20 protein-coding genes are annotated in these 20,620 nt (G+C 74.4%); 8 read left to right on the top strand and 12 right to left on the bottom strand.

Annotation, left to right across the window (positions count from 1 at the left end; all coding sequences use genetic code 11):
- Positions 1-11: 11 nt before the first annotated feature.
- From era to hrcA, 9 genes are all read right to left on the bottom strand, one after another.
- Positions 12-914, bottom strand: a complete 903-nt coding sequence (era, locus tag XF36_RS16735; RefSeq protein ID WP_060712710.1) for a GTPase Era — start codon at positions 912-914, stop codon at positions 12-14.
- A complete protein-coding gene (gene lhgO / locus XF36_RS16740; protein WP_060712711.1) occupies positions 911-2,143 on the bottom strand; it encodes an L-2-hydroxyglutarate oxidase in 1,233 nt (410 codons plus the stop codon). Before lhgO ends, era begins: the two co-directional genes overlap by 4 nt.
- Positions 2,144-2,277: 134 nt before the next feature.
- Entirely contained in the window at positions 2,278-3,702 is a 1,425-nt protein-coding gene (locus XF36_RS16745) for a hemolysin family protein (protein WP_060712712.1), read from the bottom strand.
- A 37-nt stretch (positions 3,703-3,739) separates the two neighbouring features.
- Entirely contained in the window at positions 3,740-4,285 is a 546-nt protein-coding gene (ybeY, locus tag XF36_RS16750; protein ID WP_060712713.1) for an rRNA maturation RNase YbeY, read from the bottom strand.
- Positions 4,286-4,389: 104 nt separating this feature from the next.
- Positions 4,390-5,493, bottom strand: a complete 1,104-nt coding sequence (locus tag XF36_RS16755) for a PhoH family protein (RefSeq protein WP_043279128.1) — start codon at positions 5,491-5,493, stop codon at positions 4,390-4,392.
- Positions 5,494-5,585: 92 nt separating this feature from the next.
- Positions 5,586-6,482 (bottom strand): alpha/beta hydrolase family protein, encoded by an 897-nt coding sequence (locus XF36_RS16760; RefSeq protein WP_238588918.1) that lies wholly within the window; start codon positions 6,480-6,482, stop codon positions 5,586-5,588.
- A gap of 70 nt (positions 6,483-6,552) precedes the next feature.
- The gene (locus XF36_RS16765) at positions 6,553-7,308 is read right to left on the bottom strand and encodes a 16S rRNA (uracil(1498)-N(3))-methyltransferase (protein ID WP_060712714.1); all 756 of its coding nucleotides are present in this window, start codon (positions 7,306-7,308) and stop codon (positions 6,553-6,555) included.
- Between the two features lie 4 nt (positions 7,309-7,312).
- The gene (gene dnaJ / locus XF36_RS16770; protein WP_060712715.1) at positions 7,313-8,479 is read right to left on the bottom strand and encodes a molecular chaperone DnaJ; all 1,167 of its coding nucleotides are present in this window, start codon (positions 8,477-8,479) and stop codon (positions 7,313-7,315) included.
- A gap of 46 nt (positions 8,480-8,525) precedes the next feature.
- Positions 8,526-9,545, bottom strand: coding sequence for a heat-inducible transcriptional repressor HrcA (gene hrcA / locus XF36_RS16775; RefSeq protein ID WP_060712716.1), 1,020 nt, complete (start codon positions 9,543-9,545; stop codon positions 8,526-8,528).
- A gap of 92 nt (positions 9,546-9,637) precedes the next feature.
- Here hrcA and XF36_RS16780 point away from each other — a divergent pair, with 92 nt between their 5' ends.
- The 3 genes from XF36_RS16780 to XF36_RS16790 are packed head-to-tail and all read left to right on the top strand — an operon-like array spanning position 9,638 to position 12,578.
- Entirely contained in the window at positions 9,638-10,777 is a 1,140-nt protein-coding gene (locus tag XF36_RS16780) for a hypothetical protein (RefSeq protein WP_145981395.1), read from the top strand.
- Positions 10,774-11,724 (top strand): ABC transporter ATP-binding protein, encoded by a 951-nt coding sequence (locus XF36_RS16785; protein ID WP_238588919.1) that lies wholly within the window; start codon positions 10,774-10,776, stop codon positions 11,722-11,724. The genes XF36_RS16780 and XF36_RS16785 overlap by 4 nt, the downstream gene beginning before the upstream one ends.
- Positions 11,721-12,578 (top strand): ABC transporter permease, encoded by an 858-nt coding sequence (locus XF36_RS16790; protein ID WP_020624317.1) that lies wholly within the window; start codon positions 11,721-11,723, stop codon positions 12,576-12,578. The genes XF36_RS16785 and XF36_RS16790 overlap by 4 nt, the downstream gene beginning before the upstream one ends.
- A gap of 41 nt (positions 12,579-12,619) precedes the next feature.
- Here XF36_RS16790 and XF36_RS16795 read toward each other — a convergent pair whose 3' ends face one another.
- The 3 genes from XF36_RS16795 to XF36_RS16805 are packed head-to-tail and all read right to left on the bottom strand — an operon-like array spanning position 12,620 to position 15,248.
- Complete coding sequence (locus XF36_RS16795; protein WP_145981396.1) at positions 12,620-13,405, bottom strand: lipase; 786 nt, start codon at positions 13,403-13,405, stop codon at positions 12,620-12,622.
- Positions 13,402-14,643: a radical SAM family heme chaperone HemW gene (gene hemW, locus XF36_RS16800; RefSeq protein ID WP_082375472.1), complete on the bottom strand. Its 1,242-nt coding sequence runs from the start codon at positions 14,641-14,643 to the stop codon at positions 13,402-13,404. The genes XF36_RS16795 and hemW overlap by 4 nt, the downstream gene beginning before the upstream one ends.
- On the bottom strand, positions 14,643-15,248 hold the full coding sequence (locus XF36_RS16805) for a hypothetical protein (protein ID WP_145981397.1): 606 nt from the start codon (positions 15,246-15,248) through the stop codon (positions 14,643-14,645). The genes hemW and XF36_RS16805 overlap by 1 nt, the downstream gene beginning before the upstream one ends.
- 323 nt (positions 15,249-15,571) lie before the next feature.
- Here XF36_RS16805 and XF36_RS16810 point away from each other — a divergent pair, with 323 nt between their 5' ends.
- From XF36_RS16810 to XF36_RS16830, 5 genes are read left to right on the top strand one after another with little or no spacing between them, the layout of a single operon-like run.
- Positions 15,572-17,239 carry a nitrite/sulfite reductase gene (locus XF36_RS16810; RefSeq protein WP_060712719.1) on the top strand — a complete coding sequence of 556 codons (1,668 nt, stop codon included), beginning with the start codon at positions 15,572-15,574 and terminating at the stop codon, positions 17,237-17,239.
- On the top strand, positions 17,236-17,412 hold the full coding sequence (locus XF36_RS16815; protein ID WP_020624363.1) for a hypothetical protein: 177 nt from the start codon (positions 17,236-17,238) through the stop codon (positions 17,410-17,412). Before XF36_RS16810 ends, XF36_RS16815 begins: the two co-directional genes overlap by 4 nt.
- 8 nt (positions 17,413-17,420) lie before the next feature.
- Positions 17,421-18,113: a phosphoadenylyl-sulfate reductase gene (locus XF36_RS16820; RefSeq protein ID WP_414706248.1), complete on the top strand. Its 693-nt coding sequence runs from the start codon at positions 17,421-17,423 to the stop codon at positions 18,111-18,113.
- Positions 18,110-19,048, top strand: coding sequence for a sulfate adenylyltransferase subunit CysD (gene cysD / locus XF36_RS16825; protein WP_060712721.1), 939 nt, complete (start codon positions 18,110-18,112; stop codon positions 19,046-19,048). The genes XF36_RS16820 and cysD overlap by 4 nt, the downstream gene beginning before the upstream one ends.
- On the top strand, positions 19,048-20,346 hold the full coding sequence (locus tag XF36_RS16830) for a sulfate adenylyltransferase subunit 1 (RefSeq protein WP_060712722.1): 1,299 nt from the start codon (positions 19,048-19,050) through the stop codon (positions 20,344-20,346). The genes cysD and XF36_RS16830 overlap by 1 nt, the downstream gene beginning before the upstream one ends.
- Positions 20,347-20,620 lie beyond the last annotated feature (274 nt).

The following is a 20,620-nucleotide window of genomic DNA, read 5'->3' on the forward strand; positions in this document are numbered from 1 at the left end:
CTAGGTTCTCCTCAGAACCCCAGCTTGCGCAGCTGCTTCGGGTCCCGCTGCCAGTCCTCGGCGATCTTCACGTGCAGGTCCAGGTGCACCCGGGTGCCCAGCAGCTTCTCGATCTGGCGACGGGCGTCGCTGCCGACCTGCTTGAGCCGGGCACCGCCCTTGCCGATCACGATTCCCTTCTGGCTGGACCGCTCGACGTAGATGATCGCGTAGATCTCCAGCAGGTCCTTCTTCTCGATCGTCTCCTCGACGACGACGGCGATCGAGTGCGGCAGCTCGTCGCGCACGCCCTCCAGTGCCGCCTCCCGCACGAGTTCGGCCACGAGCACGTCGGTCGGCTCGTCGGTGAGGTCGCCGTCCGGGTAGAGCTGCGGGCCCTCCGGCAGCAGCCCGACCAGCAGGTCCGACAGCAGCGAGACCTGGAAGCCCGACCGCGCCGAGGTCGGCACGACCTCGGCGAAGTCCATCAGCGCCGCCACCTCGGTGAGCCGCTCGGCGACCTGCTCGGGGCGGGCGGTGTCGGTCTTGGTGACGACGGCGACCACCGGGGTGTGCGCGGCGATCCGGCTCAGCTCCTCGGCGATGAACCGGTCGCCCTTGCCGACCTTCTCGTTCGCGGGCACGCAGAACCCGACGACGTCGACCTCGGACCACGTCTCGCGCACCAGGTCGTTGAGCCGCGACCCGAGCAGGGTCCGGGGGCGGTGCAGCCCAGGGGTGTCGACCAGGACGATCTGGGCGTCCGGTCGGTGCACGATCCCGCGGATCGCGTGCCGGGTGGTCTGCGGGCGCGAGGAGGTGATCGCGATCTTCTCCCCGACCAGCGCGTTGGTCAGGGTCGACTTGCCGGCGTTGGGCCTGCCGACGAAGCAGGCGAACCCGGACCGGAAGCCCTCGGGCTGTGCGCCGGTCATGCCGCACCGAGCCGGTCGAGGATCTCGCGGCCGATCGGCAGCGCCGCCGTCGCCGCCGGGGACGGTGCGTTCAGCACGTGCAGGATCGAGCCGGGACGGCCCGCGCCGTCCGGACCGGCCTGGTCGAGGAACAGGAAGTCGTCGACCAGGGTGCCGTCGGCCTTCACGGCCTGGGCCCGCACCCCGGCGCCGGCCGGGTGCAGGTCGGAGGCGGTGACCTCGGGCAGCATCCGCTGGATCTGGCGGACCATCGCGCGCGTCGACAGCGAGCGGCGGACCTCGCCGATGCCGTAGCGCCAGTGCGTGCGCGCCACCGTCACCATGCCCGGGTAGGTCAGCGTCCCCAGCAGTTCCTTCGGCTTGACCGTGCGCCAGTCGTAGCCCTCGCGGGCCAGCGCGAGCACGGCGTTCGGGCCGGCGTGGACCGTGCCGTCGATCCCGCGGGTGGCGTGCACCCCGAGGAACGGGAACGCCGGGTCGGGCACCGGGTAGATCAGGCCGCGGACCAGCGAGGCGGCCCGCTCGGAGAAGCCGGAGTACTCGCCGCGGAACGGGATGATCCGCACACCGGGGTCGGCACCGGCGAGGCGGGCGAGCTCGTCGCAGCGCAGTCCGCCGCAGACCACGGCGCGGGTGCCGAGCAGGTCACCGCGGGTGGTGCGCACGACGACGTCGGACGGGCGGCGGGCGAACCCGGTGACGGTGCGGCCGAGGTGGACCTCACCGCCGTTCTTCTCCACCAGCTCGCCCAGCTTCTCCGCGACCAGCCGGTAGTCGGTGATGCCGGTCGAGGGCACCCAGAGCGCGGCGAGGCCGCGGACGTCGGGCTCGTAGGTGCGGATGCCGTGCTCGTCGAGGCGGTGGTTCTCCACGCCGTTGGCGTCGCCGCGGCGGGCCAGCTCGTCGAGCCGGGGCAGCTCCTCGGGCTCGGTCGCGACGACGAGCTTGCCGCACACCTGGTACGGCAGGTCGTGCTCGCGGCAGAACGCGATGGTCTCGGCGCAGCCGGCGACGGCCAGGCGGGCCTTGTAGCCGCCGGGCGCGTAGTAGAGCCCGGAGTGCACGACGTTGGAGTTGTTGCCGGTCTGGTGGTTCGCCAGGCGCTGCTCGCGCTCGACGACGGCGACGCTCAGCCCGTTGCGGGTGGCGGCGTACGCGGTGGCCAGGCCGACGATCCCGCCCCCGACGACGACGAGGTCGTAGCGCGGTGTCGCGGGCAGCCCGGTCACCGGGCACGCTCCGCGGGGATGGTCGTGCGGGCAGCCATCAGGTCCTCCTCGCGTCCCGCCCGCGGCAGGACGGTCACGTCCGTCGGTCGTTCCCCGTGCCCGGGGACGGCCAGGTCAGTGCCGTTCAGTGCCGATCAGTGCCGGTCGGCGCCGGCGTGCTCGGTGGGGTCCCCCGCGACGTGGTCCGGCACGTCGGACTCCGAGGCGCCCTGGCGCGGCCCGTCGTGGCCGGTGTCCTCGGTCTCGGCCGGCTCCAGCGGGCTGACCAGCACCGAGGTGATGCGGACCCGACCGCGGGCGTCCTTGCCGCCCTCGCCCTGCAGTCGCAGCAGGCCGTCCAGCTCCGCGGTGGCCCCGGGCAGCGGCACCTTGCCGAGGCGCTGGGCGAGCAGCCCGCCGACGGTGTCGACGTCGGCGTTCTCCAGCGCCTCGTGCAGCTCGTCCTCGCGCGGGGTACCGCGGAACCGCCCGGCGAACAGCTCCTCGAGGTCCTCGACGGGCAGCCGGGCCGCGACCCGGAAGGCGCCGTCGGAGACCTCGGCGACCTCGGGCACCTCCTCGGAGTCGTACTCGTCGGTGATCTCGCCGACGATCTCCTCCAGGATGTCCTCGATCGTCACCACCCCGGCGGTGCCGCCGTACTCGTCGACGACGACGGCCATGTGGTTGCGGGTGCGCTGCATCTCGCGCATGAGGTCGTCGCTGCGCTTGGAGTCCGGCACGAAGGCCGCGGGGCGCAGGATGTCGAGCAGGGCGACCTCGCGCTCGCCGCGCCGGGCCTCCTCGCGGGCCCGCACCAGGTCCTTGAGGTAGGCGATGCCGATGACGTCGTCGATGCCCTCGCCGAGCACCGGGATGCGCGAGTAGCCGCTCTTGAGCGCCAGCCGCAGCACCTTCTCCACCGGGGTGTCGCGCTCGGTCCAGATCAGGTCCGGCCGCGGCACCATGATGTCGCGGACCGGGGTCTCCCCCAGCTCGAACACCGAGTGGATCATCTTGCGCTCGCCCTCGTCGACGACGCCGCGGTTGCTGGCCATGTCGACGAGCTCGCGCAGCTCGACCTCGGTGGAGAACGGGCCGTCGCGGAAGCCGGGGCCCGGGGTGATCGCGTTGCCGAGCAGGATGAGCAGCTTCGCCAGCGGCGAGAGCACCACCCCGAGGGCGCGGATCGGGGCCGCGAGCAGCAGCCCGATCCGGTACGGGTGCTGGCGGCCCAGGGTGCGCGGGCCGACGCCGATCAGCACGTAGCTCGCCAGCACCATGATCACGCCGGTGAGCACCAGGCCGATCCAGGTGGCGGAGAACAGCGGTGCGAGCGCGACGGCCAGCAGGATGGTCGCGACCGTCTCGCAGGTGACCCGCAGCAGCATCAGCAGGTTGACGTGCCGCGGTCGGTCCGCGACGACGGCGGACAGTGCCCGCGCGCCGGCCCGGCCGGCCCGCACGACGGCGTCGACCCGGGCCCGCGAGATCGACATCAGAGCCGAGTCGGCGGCGGCGAACACCCCCGCGAGCAACACCAGCAGGGCCGTCGCGACGATCAGCCAGACGGTGGTCACTTCTGCTCCTCAGGAGAAAACGGTCGGGGGTGGCCGGTCACCGGCCGGGGTCGTCCTCGAACCCGGCGGCGCCGAGCAGCCGGTCGTCGCTGCGCTTCTGGGCGTCCCGGGCGCGCTCGCGGGCCCGGTCCTCCCGCCAGCGGACGAGCAGCCGGTTCTGCAGCGCGAACATCTCGCGCTCGTCCTCGGGCTCGAGGTGGTCGTAGCCGAGCAGGTGCAGGATGCCGTGCACGGTCAACAGGTGCAGCTCGTCGGCCAGGGTGTGCCCGGCCTTGCGCGCCTGGTCCCGGGCGAAGGCCGGGCACAGCACGACGTCACCGAGCAGGGCGGGGCCCATGTCCGGTGCGTCGGGCCGCCGGGTGTCCTCGGCGAGGGCGTCCATCGGGAAGGCCATGACGTCGGTGGGGCCGGGCTCGTCCATCCAGCGGACGTGCAGCTCCTCCATCGCGTCCAGCCCCACGGCGGTGATCGCCAGCTCGGCGGACGGGCTCACCTTCATCGCGTCCAGCGCGTACCGGGCGACCGACACGATCTGCGCCTCGTCGACCGCGACCCCGGACTCGTTGACGACCTCGATGCTCACGTCGCCGCTGCCCTGCCCCTGCTCGCCGATACGGATGTACGGGGCAGCCTAGACGGCCGCACCGACGGTCCCGGGCGCCACCCGCCCCTGGCCACCGTCCCCGGTCACCGCCGCCGGTCGGGACGCCGCGCGGGGCCGTTGCGGGGTGCGCCGTTGCCGACGGCGGCCGCGCGGTGCTCGACGGCGTCGAACCGGGCGTAGGCGTCGACGATGTCGGACACCAGGCGGTGCCGGACCACGTCGGCGCTCTCGAGCCGGGAGAAGTGCACGTCGTCGACGCCGTCGAGGATGTCCTGCACGACCGCCAGCCCGGACCGGGCATTGCCCGGCAGGTCGACCTGGGTGATGTCACCGGTCACCACGATCCGCGAGCCGAAGCCGAGCCGGGTGAGGAACATCTTCATCTGCTCGGGCGTGGTGTTCTGCGCCTCGTCGAGGATGATGAACGCGTCGTTGAGCGTCCTTCCCCGCATGTACGCCAGCGGCGCGACCTCGATCGTCCCGGCGGCCATCAGCTTCGGGATCGACTCCGGGTCGATCATGTCGTGCAGCGCGTCGTAGAGCGGGCGCAGGTACGGGTCGATCTTCTCGAACAGCGTGCCGGGCAGGTAGCCCAGCCGCTCCCCCGCCTCGACCGCGGGCCGGGTCAGGATGATCCGGTTGACCTGCTTCGCCTGCAACGCCTGCACGGCCTTGGCCATCGCCAGGTAGGTCTTGCCGGTCCCGGCCGGGCCGATGCCGAAGACGATCGTGAACGCGTCGATGGCGTCGACATAGCGCTTCTGGTTCAGCGTCTTGGGCCGGATGGTCTTCCCGCGCCGGGACAGGATGTCCAGGCTCAGCACCTCGGCCGGGGACTCGCCCAGCCGCTCGTCGGCGGTGTTCTCCGCCGAGAGCATCTGCACCGTGCGGCGCACGGTGTCCGCGCCGACCAGCTGGCCGCGCTCGGCCAGGGTGATCAGCTCGGTGAAGACCCGCTCGGCGAAGGCGACGTCGCCGGGGTCCCCGGACAGGGTCAGCTCGTTGCCGCGGACGTGGACGTCGGCGGTCAGCTCCTCCTCGGCGGCGCGCAGGCTCTCGTCGCGCGAGCCGAGCAGGGCGAGGAGGGCGGTGTCCGGCACGGCCATCCTCGACCGGACGGTCCCGCCCGGTGCTGCGTCGGACCGCTCGTCGGTCCGAGGGGTGGGGCCGGGTTCGGTGCCGGTCAAGAGTGTGTTCGCCTGCCTCGTACGTCGGATCGCCGGACTGGGCCGATCGTACCGGTCGGACCGCGGACGGCACCCGCGGATTCGGCAGCGGGTCAGGCGGGCGCGCTCAGGCGTTCCACCGCCGCCAGCGCCGCCGCCCAGCCCGGATGGCGCACGTCGATGAGCTGCAGGTGGTTCGCACCCTCGACCCGCACGATCTCCGAGCGGTCCCCGGCGGCCGTCGCGGCGGCGACGAAGTCCTCGCTCTGGGAGAGCGGGACGACCTCGTCGGCGGTGCCGTGCACGCACACCGACGGCACCCCGAGCGGAACGGCCTCCAGCGGGCTGGTCGCGCGGAACCGGGCCGGGTCGTCGGCCGGGGTCGCCGCGACGAGGTCGGCGACGGCGCCGTCGCCGAGCAGCATCCCGCCGGCCAGGTCGAGCACCCCGGCCAGCGAGACCACCCCGGCCGGGCGCACCGCGGGCGCGGCGCCCGGGTCACCGGGGGCGAGCTTCGCGCGCATCGCGAGCCAGCCCGCGAGGTGCCCGCCCGCCGAGTGCCCGAGCACGACGAGCCGGCGCAGGTCGAGCCGGGTGGAGCGCAGGGTGGCGAGGTGGTCGGCGGCCATCGCGACGTCGTCGAAGGTGGAGGGCCAGCCGCCGCCGGCGTTCACCGTGCGGTACTCGATGTTCCAGACCGCGAAGTTCGCCGCGACCAGCGCGTCGACCACCGGCCGCATGACCGTGAGGTCGGTACCGGCCCGCCAGAACCCGCCGTGCACGACGAGCACGGTGCCACGGGGCAGGTCCCGGGTGGCCGGGAAGGTCAGCTCGCCGAACTGCTGGGGCTGGCCGCCGTAGGCCATCCGCTCGGTCCGCGGTACGGCCTCGTCACGCGGGGGTCGGCGCGGGGCCGCGGGGGCGTCGTTGCCGCAGGCGCCGAGCAGCGGGGAGGCGGCGAGGCCGGCCAGCAGCGCGCGACGTCCGATCCGGGGAGCATGGTCACTCACGCGGCGGATGATGGCATCCGAACCCGGCCCACGACGACGGAATCGCCGGAAAGAGACGGCCCCGGCGGGGTCAGCGGGCCCAGCGGCCGGTGCGCACGGCGAGCGCGCCGAGCGCGACGCAGGCCGCGGTGGAGGCCCGCAGCACCTCAGGCCCCATCCGGACCGGGACTGCGCCGGCGTCGGCGAGGTGGTCGAGCTCGGCGTCGTCGACGCCGCCCTCCGGTCCGACGGCGAGCAGCACCTCCCCCGCGGGGGGCAGCGCGACCGAGGCGAGGTCGTCGCCCGCGGACTCGTGCAGCACCAGCGCGGTGTCGGCGGCACCGACCCGGGCGGCGAGCTGCGCGGTGGTCACCGGGTCGGCGACCCCGGGCTGCCACGGCCGCCGGGCCTGCTTGGCCGCCTCCCGCACGGTGGACCGCCAGCGTTCGAGGGCCTTCGCCCCGCGCGGGCCGTCGTCCCAGCGGGTGACGCAGCGCGCCGCCTTCCAGGGGACGAAACCGTCGGCACCGGCCTCGGTCGCGGTCTCCACGGCGAGCTCGCCGCGGTCGCCCTTGACCAGCGCCTGCGCGACGACGACGCGGACCGCGGGTGGGGGCACCCGGGTCACCTCGTGCAGCCGCACGGTCAGCGCGTCCCGCCCGGCGACGTCGACGACCTCGGCGCGGGCGAGCCCGCCCCGGCCGTCGGAGAGCACCAGCGCCTCGCCGGGGCGCAGCCGTCGCACGGTCGCGGCGTGCCGCCCCTCCGGGCCGTCGAGAACCGTGTCGGAGCCCGGGCCCGGGAGGGACGCGACGTCGTCGACCAGGAACAGCGGCGCCGTCGTCACCGGGTCAGCGTCCGGTCCAGCTGTCGCGCAGCTTGGAGAACAGGCCGTGACCGTTGCGCGAGCCACCGATCAGGTCCGGCTGTGCCTCGCCGCGCAGCTCGGCGAGCTTGCGCAGCAGGTCGGTCTGCTCCTTGTCCAGCCGGGTCGGCACCACCACTTCCACGTGCACGAGGAGGTCGCCGTGGCCGTCGATGCGCCCGGTGGAGCGCAGTCGGGGCATGCCCTTGCCGCGCAGCGTGCGGACCGTGCCGTGCTGGGTGCCCGGCTCGACGTCGATCTCGGCGATCGTGCCGTCGAGCAGCGGCAGCGGCAGCGTGGTGCCGAGCGCGGCCGCGGTCATCGGCAGCGGGAGCGTGCAGTGCAGGTCGGCGCCGTCGCGGGTGAACAGCTCGTGCGGCGCCTCCTCCACCTCGACGTAGAGGTCACCGGCGGGACCGCCACCGGAGCCGACCTCACCCTGCCCGGACAGGCGCACCCGCATGCCCTCGGCGACACCGGCCGGGATCTTGACCGAGACGGTGCGCCGGGACCGGACCCGGCCGTCTCCCGCGCACTGGCGGCACGGGTCGGGGATGACCTCGCCGAACCCGCGGCAGGTCGGGCAGGGCCGTGCGGTGACGACCTGACCGAGGAACGAGCGCTGCACGCTCTGGATCTCGCCGGACCCGCCACAGGTGTCGCAGGCGGTGGGGTGGGTGCCCTCGGCGCAGCCCGAGCCCTGGCACCGGGTGCACAGGACCGCGGTGTCGACCGCGAGGTCGCGCTGCACACCGGCGGCGCACTCCTCCAGCGTCAGCTCCATCCGGATCAGCGCGTCGGCCCCGGGCTGGACCCGGCTGCGCGGGCCACGCCCGCGTCCACCGGCCGCGGTGCCGCCGAAGAACGCGTCCATGATGTCGCTGAAGCCGCCGAACCCGGCGAACGGGTCACCGCCGCCGCCACCCCCGCCGCGTGCGTCGAGGGGGTCGCCACCGAGGTCGACGACCCGGCGCTTCTCCGGGTCGGTCAGCACCTCGTAGGCGGCGCTCACCTCCCGGAACCGCTCCTGGGCGCCGGGATCGGGGTTGACGTCCGGGTGCAGCTCACGGGCGAGCTTGCGGTACGCCCGCTTGATCTCCGAGGCGTCGGCGCCGCGCTCGACGCCCAGGATCCCGTAGTAGTCGCGTGCCACCTGGCTCTTTTCCTCTGAGAAGTACCTACAACGACGATGAAAGGGCCTACCGACCGGTCAGGATCTCACCCACGTACCGGGCGACCGCATGCACCGCCGAGATCGTGCCCGGGTAGTCCATCCGGGTGGGCCCGACGACGCCCATCCCGCCCAATGGGGTCCCCGAGCCGTACCCCACGGTGACCACGGACGCGGTGCGCAGGTCCTCGGCCTCGTTCTCCTCGCCGATCCGGACGGTGACCAGCCCGGACTCCTGCGACGCCGCGAGCAGCCGCATGACCACGACCTGCTCCTCCAGCGCCTCCAGGACCTGGCGCAGCGAGCCGGGGAAGTCGGCGTGGCTGCGGGTCAGGTTCGCCGTGCCGCCCAGCACCATCCGCTCCTCGGGGTGCTCGACGAGGGTCTCGATGAGCACCGTCGCGAGGTGCAGCAGCGGGGTGCGCAGGTCCTCCGGCGCGGTGTCGGGCAGCTCGGCGACGGCCGCGGAGGCCTCGGCGAGCTTGCGACCGTTGAGGGCGTTGCCCAGCATCTCGCGCAGCCGGGCGACGTCGTCGTCGGCGAGCACGTCCCCCAGGTCCACGACGCGCTGGTCGACGCGCCCGGAGTCGGTGATCAGCACCAGCATCAGCCGGGCCGGGGTCAGCTGCACGACCTCCAGGTGGCGGACCGTGGATCGGGTCAGCGTCGGGTACTGGACGACGGCGACCTGCCGGGTCAGCTGCGCGAGCAGCCGCACCGAGCGGCGCAGCACGTCGTCCAGGTCGACCGCACCGTCCAGGAACGTCTGCACGGCCCGCTTCTCCGCCGACGACAGCGGCTTGAACTGCGAGATCCGGTCGACGAACTGACGGTAGCCCTTGTCGGTCGGGATCCGGCCGGCGCTGGTGTGCGGCTGGGCGATCAGCCCGTCCTCCTCGAGGACGGCCATGTCGTTGCGGACCGTCGCGCTCGACACCCCGAGGTTGTGCCGGTCGACGATGGCTTTGGAGCCCACGGGCTCCTGCGTCGACACGTAGTCGGCCACGATGGCCCGCAGTACGGCGAAGCGCCGTTCGTCGGCGTTCATCTCATCGCACCTCCCCCGGTGTGCCCCGTCCATCCTAAGCTCCGCCGCGGTCGCGCGGCCGGGGCACACGGCGTGGCACGGTGGGTGGGGTGATGTCCGCACGCCGCTTCGGCCGGCGTTCCCTGATCGTCGGCGCCGGCGCCCTCGCCCTGGTCGCGGCCGGTACGACCGACCGCTGGCTCCCCGTCGACGGCATCGCCGGGACGCCGGACCCGGTCGCGCTGCGGGCCCGGATCCTGGCGGGTGTCGTCCCCCACTCCGGGCTGGCGACGGCGACCGGCCGGCTCGGGCTGCCCACCGTCGCGCCGATCGGGTCCGCGGCCCGGCTGCTGTCCACGACCACCCGGATCCGCGTCCAGGTCGCCGACGCCGGCCGCTGGCGGGTCGACGAGCTGACCCCGGTCGGCGAGATCGACACCTACCGCGACGGGCAGGTCGAGCAGGTCTGGGACTACGGCGCGAACCGGCTCACCACGGTCGAGCCACTCGCCCCGGTGCGGTTCCCGCGGGCCTCGGACCTCGCCCCGGCCGACCTGGCCCGCCGGCTGCTCGGCGCCACCCCGGACGACCCGGTGACGGCGCTGCCGCCGCGCCGGGTGGCCGGGCTGGCCGCGGCCGGGCTGCGGGTGACCCCGGCCGACCCGGACAGCCTGGCCGGCCGGATCGACGTGTGGTCGGTCCCCGTCGGCGACGGCGCCCTCCCGGTCGCGGTCGAGATCGCCGCGCGGGACGGCGCGGGCCCGCTCCTGGAGACGGCGTTCGAGGCGGTGGAGACCGTCCCGCCGGCCGGCTCCGGCCTCGTCCCGGCGCCGCCGTCGTCGGCGGAGCGGGTGCGGGCCCGCCCGGACGACCTCACCGGGTCGCTGCGCGGGGTCGGCGCGGTCCCGCCGCCGGACCGGCTCGCCGGCCGGGACCGGGTGGAGCTGCCGGTGTCCGGGGACGTCCCGGCCGCCGAGCTGCTGCCCGGGGTCGGTGTCTACGGGACGGGGGTCGGCCGGTTCGTGCTGGTCCCGGCCGGGCCGGAGGTCGTCGACGGGATCGTGCGCGGCTCGGCCGCCGCGGGCGGGGTGGACGTGCCGGGCCTGCCCGGCGGCTCGGCCGCCCGGGTGGCGACGCCGCTGCTCAGCCTGGTCGTCGCCCGTCGGCGACGGCGCGGGGTGCTGCTGGCCGGGACGGTGCGGCCCGGTGTGCTGGAGTCCGCCGCCGTCGAGCTGATGGGTGCGGGCCGGTGAACGACCCGGTGGTGGCGACGCACGCCCTGACCAAGCGGTTCGGCCGGGTCACCGCCGTCGACGGCGTCGACCTGGCGGTGACCGCCGGGTCGCGGTTCGGGCTGCTGGGCCCGAACGGCTCGGGCAAGACGACGCTGGTGCGGATGCTGCTCGGACTGGTGCACGCCACCTCGGGGTCGATCGAGGTGCTGGGCTCGCCGATGCCGCGGGCCGCGGCCACGGTGCTGCCGCGGGTCGGGGCGCTGGTCGAGTCCCCCGCCGCCTGGCCGGGGCTGTCCGGGCGGGCGAACCTGACCCTGCTCGACGCGGCGGGCTCGGTGGGCGGCCCGCTGCACCGGCCCGCCGACCGGCGACGGCGGGTGCAGGACGCGTTGGACCAGGTCGGCCTGGGCGGGGTCGACCGCCGCCCGGTGCGGGCGTACTCGCTGGGGATGCGCCAGCGCCTGGGCATCGCCTCGGCGCTGCTGCGTGCCCCGGAGCTGCTGCTGCTCGACGAGCCGACCAACGGCCTGGACCCGCGCGGCATCGGGGAGATGCGTGCCCTGCTGACCGCGCTGAACGACCGGGGCACGACCGTGGTGCTGTCCAGCCACCTGCTCGCCGAGGTGGAGACGCTGTGCACCCGGGTCGGGGTGATGGACGCCGGGCAGCTGGTGCTCGTCCAGGACCTCGACGAGCTGCGCGCACCGACCGGCCGGGTCGTGGTCCGCACCCCGGCCCCGGCGGCCGCGGCGCGGGTGCTCGGCCGGGCGCTGGAGTCCGCCGACGGCGACCGGCTCGTGGTGCGGGCCGTCGACCCCGCCGACCTCAACGCGCACCTGGTGCGGGCGGGGGTGCCGGTGGCGTCGCTGGAACCCGAGCGCCGCACCCTGGAACAGGTGGTGCTGGAACGCACCGGTGACGGCTCGGACCGGGTGGCGACGGCCGGGCGGGAGGTGGCGCGGTGATCCTCGTCGAGCTCGCGCTGCTGCTGCGCCGCACCCGGGTGTGGCTGTGCTGGCTGCTGCTGTGCGCGCTGCCGGCGCTGGTCGCGGTGGTCGTCTCGGCCACCGGGATCCTCCCGCCGCCGGGGCAGGGACCGGCGTTCCTGTCCGCGGTCGCGACGAACGGGCAGATCTTCCCGGCGTTCGCGCTGGCGCTGGTGCTGCCGATCCTGCTGCCGATCACCGTGGCGGTGGTCGCCGGGGACACCATCGCCGGGGAGGCCGCCGCGGGGACGCTGCGCTACCTGCTGATCCGGCCGGTCGGACGGCTGCGGCTGCTCGTGGCGAAACTGGTGTCGGTGGCGTTCTTCGTGGTCACCGCGGTGACCCTGGTGGTGCTGACGTCGTACGTCGTGGGGATCGCGGTGTTCGGCACCGGCACCACCACCGCCACCGGGGGCCTGACCCTGCCCCCGGTCGACGCCGGGCCCGGCTCGGTCGCGTCGCTGTCCGGGACGGTGATCGAGCCGGCGGACCTGGCGACCCGGACCGGGCTGACCGTGGCCTACCTGGCGCTGTGCATGCTCACCCTGGGCGCGCTGGGGATCTTCTTCTCCACCCTGACCGACTCGCCGCTGGCGGCGGCGCTGGCGGTGCTCGCGGTCGTCGTGACCAGCGCGTCGCTGCAGGCCCTCGACGCCTCGGCCGCGTTCGTCGACTTCCTGCCGACGGCACACTGGCTGGCCTGGATCGACCTCTACCGCGACCCGGTCCTCTACGACGCCGCCCGCACCGGGGCGTGGGTGCAGGCCGGCTGGGTGGCCGTCGCCGTCGGGGCGGCGTGGGCGAACCTGGCGACCAAGGACATCGCGAGCTGAGCGCCCGCCCGCAGCAGCCCGCCCGTCTCAGCCCGCCCGCTTCAGCCCGCGGAGCGCAGGGTGCCGCAGTCGGCCGGGGCCGCCCCGATCGGTGCGGTGGACAGCGCCCGGACGACCAGACCGATCACGGCGTCGTCGGCGGGCAGGGCGCCGTGGCCGACGGTCGAGCCCGGGCACAGCTGCTGCAGCTCCACGTTGACCGCGCCGTCGAGGCGGGCCGAGGTGGGCGGGGTGACGACCCGGTCGCGGTCGGTCCACACCGACAGCCACGGCACCGCCGTCCCGGCACCGGCGAGCTCCCCCAGCAGCGCCGAGCCCGGGACGAGCTGGCGGCAGGCCTGCGGGCACGCCTCCGGGGCGAGCGCGGCGGCGGACCCGGCGACGGTCGTCCCGGCCAGCGGGGAGCCGATCGACACGATCCGCCGAGCCCGGGCCGGGCCGTCGTCGCGGACCGCCCACAGCCCGGCGACGACGCCGCCCGCGGAGTAGCCGACGACGTCGACCGACGGCGCCCCGGAATCGGTGGCGACGGTGACCGCGCGGTCCAGCACGTCCACCTGCCGGTCGAGGTCGCCGGTGCCGTCGCCGTCGAGGGCCAGGACGCGGGCGTCGCGGCCCTGGGCGCGCAGGGCCCCGGCGAGGACCTCCAGCCCGGTGCGGTCGCCGCCGTAGCCGGGGACGAGCAGGACCGGCCCCGGCCGGTCCTGGGCGACGGGCCCGCGCGCGCCGCGGGACGTGTCGGGCAGGGCGACGACGACCGCGGCCACCACACCCACCGCGACCAGCAGCGCGACGACGACCAGCAGCGCCCGGCGGCGCGGGCTCACCGGACCCCCGCCGGGCCTGCGGTGCCGAGCACCCCCGCGGTGGCGGGATCGGTCGCGGCGGGTTCCTCGTCGGCGATCAGCAGGTCGGTGACGACCCGGTCGGCCAGCAGCCGTCCGCGGTCGGTCAGCACGGCGCGGCCCGCCGCGTGCGCCACCGGGTCCAGCAGCCCCTCGGCGACGGCGCGGGCGGCGGGCGCGCGACCGCCGTCGTGCAGCAGGGTCAGGGCCATGCCCTCGGCCAGGCGCAGCCGCAGCATGACCCGCTCGGTGTGCCGCTCGTCGGCGGTGAGCTCCTCGCGTCCGCCCTCGGGCGTCTCCCCCGCGGCGAGCGCGCCGGCCCAGCGCGCCGGGTGCTTGACGTTCCACCAGCGCGTCCCGGCCAGGTGGGAGTGGGCACCGGGGCCGATCCCCCACCAGTCGCCGTCGCGCCAGTAGCCCAGGTTGTGCCGGCACTCGGCCCCGGGCAGCGACCAGTTCGAGACCTCGTACCAGGCGAGTCCGGCGTCGCGCAGCCGGGCGTCGAGCAGCTCGTAGCGGGTGGCGGCGACGTCGTCGTCGGGGGCGGGCAGCTCGCCGCGGCGGACCCGGCGGGCCAGCGCGGTCCCGTCCTCGACGATGAGCGCGTAGGCCGAGACGTGGTCGACACCGGCGTCGAGGACGGCGTCGGCGGAGGCGCGCAGGTCGTCGTCGGTCTCGCCGGGGGTGGCGTAGATCAGGTCCAGGTTGACGTGGGCGAACCCGGCGGCACGGGCCTCCCGGGCGGCGGCGACGGCGCGCCCGGGGGTGTGCGTGCGGTCGAGCACGGCGAGCACGTGCGGGGCGGCGGACTGCATGCCCAGCGAGATGCGGGTGAACCCGCCGGCCCGCAGCCGGTCGAAGAACTCCGGAGAGACCGACTCGGGGTTGGACTCGGTGGTGACCTCGGCGTCCTCGGCGAGCGGGAGGTGCTCGCGGACGCAGTCGAGCATCGCGACGAGCCGGTCGGCGCCGATCAGCGACGGGGTGCCGCCGCCGACGAACACCGTCTCCACGGTGCGGTCCCCCACCGTCCGGGCGGCGAGCGCGATCTCGGTGCGGGCGGCGGCGAGCCAGCCGTCCGGGGACGCGGCGTCACCGGCCAGCTCGGAGGCGGTGTAGGTGTTGAAGTCGCAGTAGCCGCAGCGGGTCGCGCAGAACGGCACGTGGACGTAGAGCCCGAAGGCCGGCGGCACGGAGGTCACGTCCGGCGAGTGTGCCACTACCGGGTCGGACGGGTCGGCACCCGGACCTCGACCGGGACGCCGAGGGCGCGGGCCACCGCCGGGACGTCGAACCCGTCGAGCGGGTACTCCACGATCCCCGGATCGGTCTCCAGCGGCTCGTACACGGCGTCGCCGACCGACGGCACCGACAGCTCCAGGCGCAGGAACGCCGGGACCGGGAGCAGCCGGGGCGTGGACCGCATCGCGGTGTGCACGGTGACCCGGCGGAGGACGCCGCGGGGCAGCCGCACCGGACGGTCCGGCTCGACGGGGGCGACCAGCTCGACGACGTCCGGGCCGACGACGACGCGGCGGGCGAGCCGGATCCGCGCGGCCGTGCCGAAGAAGACGACCGCCGTCACCAGCGCGATCGGGCCGAGCACCAGGCCGATCAGCCGGGTCACGACGATGTTGCCGGGGCGGCCGTCGTCCATCGCCGACCAGCCGGTGGCCGCCGCCCGCAGGAAGGCGATCGCGGCGAGCATCGCCACTGCCGAGACCACGACCCCGACCGCGCCGCGCACCGGTTGCGGCCGAAGACGCACCACGTCCGTCGACGGGGTCGGGTCGTGCTGGCAGGGGGTGGCGTCGGGCGTCGTCATGGGCGGAGAATGGCCGAACCGGCACCCGCAGCGTGGCGTTTCCGGCCGGAACGGCCGTCCCGGCGACGAACGTCCGGACCTATCCACCCACCTCTCCCAGGATGCGAACATCACTTTGTGGCGAGTCCGGACACCGTGGCACCCTGTATCCGTGCCCGCACTCCGTCTCCGCCTCGTGGCGCGTCGCCACGTGGACCTGAACCGGACCCGTAGCGCGCTCTGTCGTCGGCACTGACCCGACGGCCCCTTCTGAACCGCCCGGGCCGCTCCGCGCCCCGTCCCGGGCCGGAGTGCGCCCGAACCCACATCGGAGCACCCACCACATGGCGCCCTCGAAGACCGCACCCCGCCGCCCGAAGGGCCAGGGGCAGTGGAAGCTCGGCCACCGCGAACCGCTGAACCCCAACGAGCGCAACAAGCGCGACGACAACCCGCTCAACGTGCGCGCGCGGATCGAGAACGTCTACGCCAAGCGCGGCTTCGACTCGATCGACCCCGCCGACCTGCGCGGCCGGTTCCGCTGGATGGGGCTCTACACCCAGCGCAGGCCCGGGATCGACGGCGGCCGCACCGCGGCGCTGGAGCCCGAGGAGCTCGACGACTCCTACTTCATGATGCGCGTGCGCCTCGACGGCGGCTCGGTCTCGGTCGAGCAGCTGCGCGCGCTCGGTGAGGTCTCGCAGCGCTACGGCCGCGACACCGCCGACGTCACCGACCGGGAGAACATCCAGTACCACTGGATCCGCGTCGAGGACGTCCCGGCGATCTGGAACCTGATCGAGCCGCTGGGCATGCAGACCACCGAGGCCTGCGGCGACTGCCCGCGCGTGGTCATGGGCTCCCCCGTCGCCGGCGTCTCCGCCGACGAGGTGGTGGACCCGACCCCGGCCATCGACGAGATCGTGCGCCGCTTCATCGGCGACCGCGAGCTGTCGAACCTGCCGCGCAAGTTCAAGTCCGCGATCTCCTGGCAGCAGGACGTCGCGCACGAGATCAACGACATCTCCTTCGTCGGCGTGGAGCACCCCGAGCACGGCCCCGGCTTCGACCTGTGGGTCGGCGGTGGCCTGTCGACCAACCCGCGGATCGCGGAGCGCCTCGGCGCCTGGGTCCCGCTGGACGAGGTGCCCGACGTGTGGCACGGCGTCATCCAGGTCTTCCGCGACTACGGCTACCGTCGCCTGCGCCACCGCGCTCGCATCAAGTTCCTCATCGCCGACTGGGGCCCGGAGAAGTTCCGCCAGGTCCTGGAGGACGAGTACCTGGGCCGGAAGCTGGTCGACGGTCCCGCCCCGGCGGTCCCCGAGCGCCCGATCGACCACGTCGGCGTCCACAAGCAGAAGGACGGCCGCAACTACGTCGGCGCCGCCCCGCCCTCGGGCCGGGTGTCGGGCACGACGCTGCTCGCCGTCGCCGACGCCGCCGAGCGCGCCGGGTCGGACCGCATCCGGTTCACCCCGTACCAGAAGATCGTCGTGCTGGACGTGGCCGACGACAAGCTCGACGGGCTGGTCGAGGACCTGAACAAGCTCGGGCTGCCGGCCCGGCCGTCGACCTGGCGTCGTTCGACGATGGCCTGCACCGGCATCGAGTTCTGCAAGCTCGCGATCGTCGAGACCAAGGAGCGGGCGATCCGGCTGGTCGAGGACCTGGAGAAGCGTCTCGCCGACGTCGTCCCCGACGTGCCGATCACGCTGCACCTCAACGGCTGCCCGAACGCCTGCGCCCGCACCCAGGTCGCCGACATCGGGCTCAAGGGCCAGATCGTCACCGACGCCGACGGCAACCAGGTCGAGGGCTTCCAGGTGCACCTGGGCGGCGGGCTCGGGCTGGACTCCGGGTTCGGCCGCAAGCTGCGCGGGCTCAAGGTCACCAGCGCCGAGCTGGGTGACTACGTCGAGCGGATCGTGCGCCGCTTCGCCGAGCAGCGCGACGGCGACGAGCGCTTCGCCCAGTGGGTCCTGCGGGCCGACGAGGCGGACCTGAAATGAGCGAGCGCGCCGCGACGTTCTACTGCCCGTACTGCGGCGAGGAGGACCTGCGTCCGGCCGAACGGTCGGACAAGGTCCCCGGTGCCGCCTGGTGGTGCGCCGGTTGCCTGCGCACCTTCGTCGTGACCTTCGTGGGGATCGGCGTCCCCGAGACCTCGGGAGCGGAATCATGAGTGTTGCCATGGAGACCGACCTGCGGGTCACCGCCGAGCGCGGTGCCGCCGACCTCGGTTCCGACGCGACCGCCGAGCAGGTGCTCGCCTGGGCCGCGGAGACCTTCGGCGACCGGCTGATCGTCGCCTCCAACATGCAGGACGCCGTCCTGGTCGACCTCGCCCAGCGGGCGAAGCCGGACGTCGACGTGCTGTTCCTGGAGACCGGTTACCACTTCGCGGAGACCATCGGCACCCGCGACGCGGTCGACGCCGTCTACCCGCAGCTGCGCATCGTGAACGCGCAGGCGGACCAGTCGGTCGCCGAGCAGGACGCCGAGTACGGCAAGGACCTGTTCGCCCGCGAGCCGGACCGCTGCTGTGCGCTGCGCAAGGTCGTCCCGCTGGAGCGGACCCTGTCCGGCTACGACGCCTGGGTCACCGGCGTCCGCCGTGTGGAGGCCCCGACCCGGGCGAACACCCCGCTGGTCACCTACGACGAGAAGTTCGGCCTGGTGAAGGTCAACCCGATCGCCGCCTGGTCCGACGAGGACATGGACGCCTACATCGCCGAGCACGGGATCCTGGTGAACCCGCTGGTCGACGCCGGCTACCCGAGCATCGGCTGCGCCCCCTGCACGGCGAAGCCGCAGCCCGGCGAGGACCCACGCTCCGGTCGCTGGGCCGGTCGCGCCAAGACCGAGTGCGGGCTGCACGCATGACCGCCCTGGAGGAGACCGCCGTGACCCCCGCCGTCACGACCCCGGCCCTCGACGCGCTCGACGCCCTGGAGTCCGAGGCGATCCACGTGTTCCGCGAGGTCGCCGGCGAGTTCGACCGCCCGGTGATCCTGTTCTCCGGTGGCAAGGACTCGACGCTGCTGGTGCACCTGGCGATCAAGGCGTTCGCGCCGGCCAAGGTGCCGTTCGGTCTGCTGCACGTCGACACCGGGCACAACTACCCCGAGGTCATCGAGTTCCGGGACCGGGTCGCCGCGCAGTACGGGCTGCGCCTGGACGTCGCCCGTGTCGAGGACTACCTCGCCGACGGCCGGCTCGTCGAGCGCGCCGACGGCACCCGCAACCCGCTGCAGACCCAGCCGCTGCTCGACGCGATCGCCGAGCACCGCTTCGACGCCGTGTTCGGCGGTGGCCGGCGCGACGAGGAGCGCGCCAGGGCCAAGGAGCGGATCATGAGCCTGCGCGACGCGTTCGGCCGCTGGGACCCGCGCAAGCAGCGCCCGGAGCTGTGGAACCTCTACAACGGACGGCACGCCCCCGGTGAGCACGTCCGCGTGTTCCCGATCTCGAACTGGACCGAGCTCGACGTCTGGCGCTACATCCGGCGCGAGGGCATCGAGCTGCCGTCGATCTACTACGCGCACGAGCGCGAGGTGTTCCGGCGCGACGGCATGTGGCTCGCCGAGGGTCCCTGGGGCGGAGCGCGCGACGGCGAGAAGCTGGAGCGCAGGTCGATCCGCTACCGCACGGTGGGCGACGGCTCGTGCACCGGAGCCGTCGAGTCCACCGCCATCACCCTCGACGAGGTCATCGCCGAGGTCACCGCGTCGCGGCTCACCGAGCGTGGCGCGACCCGGGCCGACGACCGGCTGTCCGAGGCCGCGATGGAGGACCGGAAGAAGGAGGGCTACTTCTGATGGTGGACACCGCCACCCCGCGCGACCTGCTGCGCTTCGCCACGGCGGGCTCCGTCGACGACGGCAAGTCCACTCTGGTCGGGCGCCTGCTCTACGACACGAAGTCGGTGCTGGCCGACCAGATCGAGGCCGTCGAGCGCGCCTCGGTCGACAAGGGGATGTCCACCCCGGACCTGTCGCTGCTCGTCGACGGCCTGCGCGCCGAGCGCGAGCAGGGCATCACCATCGACGTCGCCTACCGCTACTTCGGCACGCCGACGCGGGAGTTCGTGCTCGCCGACACCCCGGGCCACGTGCAGTACACCCGCAACACCGTCACCGGAGCCTCCACCGCGGAGCTGGCGGTGCTGCTGGTCGACGCCCGCAACGGCGTGGTCTCCCAGACCCGCCGGCACGCCGCGGTGCTGTCGCTGCTGCGCGTCCCGCGTCTGGTCCTGGCGATCAACAAGATCGACCTCATCGAGTACGACGAGGCCAAGATCGCCGACATCGAGCGCGAGTTCACCGAGCTCACCCGCTCGCTCGGCTTCGACGACGCCACGGTGCAGGTCATCCCGCTGTCCGCGCTGGTCGGGGACAACGTGGCGTCCCGCAGCGGGCACACCCCCTGGTACACCGGGCCGACGCTGCTGGAGCACCTGGAGTCGGTCCCGGTCGAGGGCCCGGACACCACGGCCCCGTTCCGGATGCCGGTCCAGTACGTGATCCGGCCCCGCACGGACGAGCTCCACGACTACCGCGGCTACGCGGGCCAGGTCGCCTCGGGCACCGTCCGTCCGGGCGACGAGGTCGTCGTCCTGCCCGAGGGGCACCGCACCACCGTCTCCGAGGTCCGGACCTCCGACGGCCCGCTGGCGGCCGCCGGGGCCGGGCTCAGCGTGACGGTGCTGCTCGCCGACGACATCGACGCCCCCCGCGGCGCCCTGATCGCGGCCGCGTCCGACGTCCCGGAGGTCACCTCCGAGATCGACGCGACGCTGTGCTGGCTGGCCGAGAAGCCGCTGCTGCCCGGCGCGCGGCTGCTGCTCAAGCACGGCACCCGCACCACCCAGGTGATCGTGGGGACGCTGGGGTCGCGGCTGGACACCGAGACGGTGTCCTACGCCCCCGCCCCGGAGAAGCTGGAGATCAACGACATCGGACGGGTGTCGCTGCGCGTCGCCGACCCGCTGCCGGTCGACGCCTACGCCCGCGTCCGCACCACCGGCGGGTTCCTGCTGATCGACCCGCCGACGGGCAACACGCTCGCCGCCGGGCTGGTGGGCGACCCGCTCGCGGCGGTGCCGGCCGCCGGCTGAACACTCCGCGCCGTCCACGGCCCCCGCATCCGCTCCGGGTGCGGGGGCCGCGTCGTACCCGGCTCCGCGACGACGACCGCGGCCGAGGGTGGCAGTGGCGTCGCGACCCGGCGGTGATCGCGACGGGGGAGGGGATCGGTGCCCGAACCGGCACCGATCCCCTCGCTGCCGGCGATCACCGGGTGGGCGCGACGGGGCACGGTGTCCGGACCGGCCCCGGTGTGTCGGGTCACAGCCGTGGCCCACGACAGCGATTCGTCCACGCCTCCGCCCG

The sequence above is a fragment of the Pseudonocardia sp. HH130629-09 genome (assembly GCF_001294645.1).
Taxonomy (GTDB): Bacteria; Actinomycetota; Actinomycetes; order Mycobacteriales; family Pseudonocardiaceae; genus Pseudonocardia.

Excerpts from the sequence above, each read along its gene's own strand:
- hrcA (WP_060712716.1), bottom strand. The coding sequence starts at position 9,545 with ATGAACGCCGACGAACGGCGCTTCGCCGTACTGCGGGCCATCGTGGCC.
- XF36_RS16780 (WP_145981395.1), top strand. The coding sequence starts at position 9,638 with ATGTCCGCACGCCGCTTCGGCCGGCGTTCCCTGATCGTCGGCGCCGGC.
- cysD (WP_060712721.1), top strand. The coding sequence starts at position 18,110 with ATGACCGCCCTGGAGGAGACCGCCGTGACCCCCGCCGTCACGACCCCG.
- XF36_RS16815 (WP_020624363.1), top strand. The coding sequence starts at position 17,236 with ATGAGCGAGCGCGCCGCGACGTTCTACTGCCCGTACTGCGGCGAGGAG.
- XF36_RS16820 (WP_414706248.1), top strand. The coding sequence starts at position 17,421 with ATGGAGACCGACCTGCGGGTCACCGCCGAGCGCGGTGCCGCCGACCTC.
- XF36_RS16805 (WP_145981397.1), bottom strand. The coding sequence starts at position 15,248 with ATGACGACGCCCGACGCCACCCCCTGCCAGCACGACCCGACCCCGTCG.
- XF36_RS16830 (WP_060712722.1), top strand. The coding sequence starts at position 19,048 with ATGGTGGACACCGCCACCCCGCGCGACCTGCTGCGCTTCGCCACGGCG.
- era (WP_060712710.1), bottom strand. The coding sequence starts at position 914 with ATGACCGGCGCACAGCCCGAGGGCTTCCGGTCCGGGTTCGCCTGCTTC.
- XF36_RS16810 (WP_060712719.1), top strand. The coding sequence starts at position 15,572 with ATGGCGCCCTCGAAGACCGCACCCCGCCGCCCGAAGGGCCAGGGGCAG.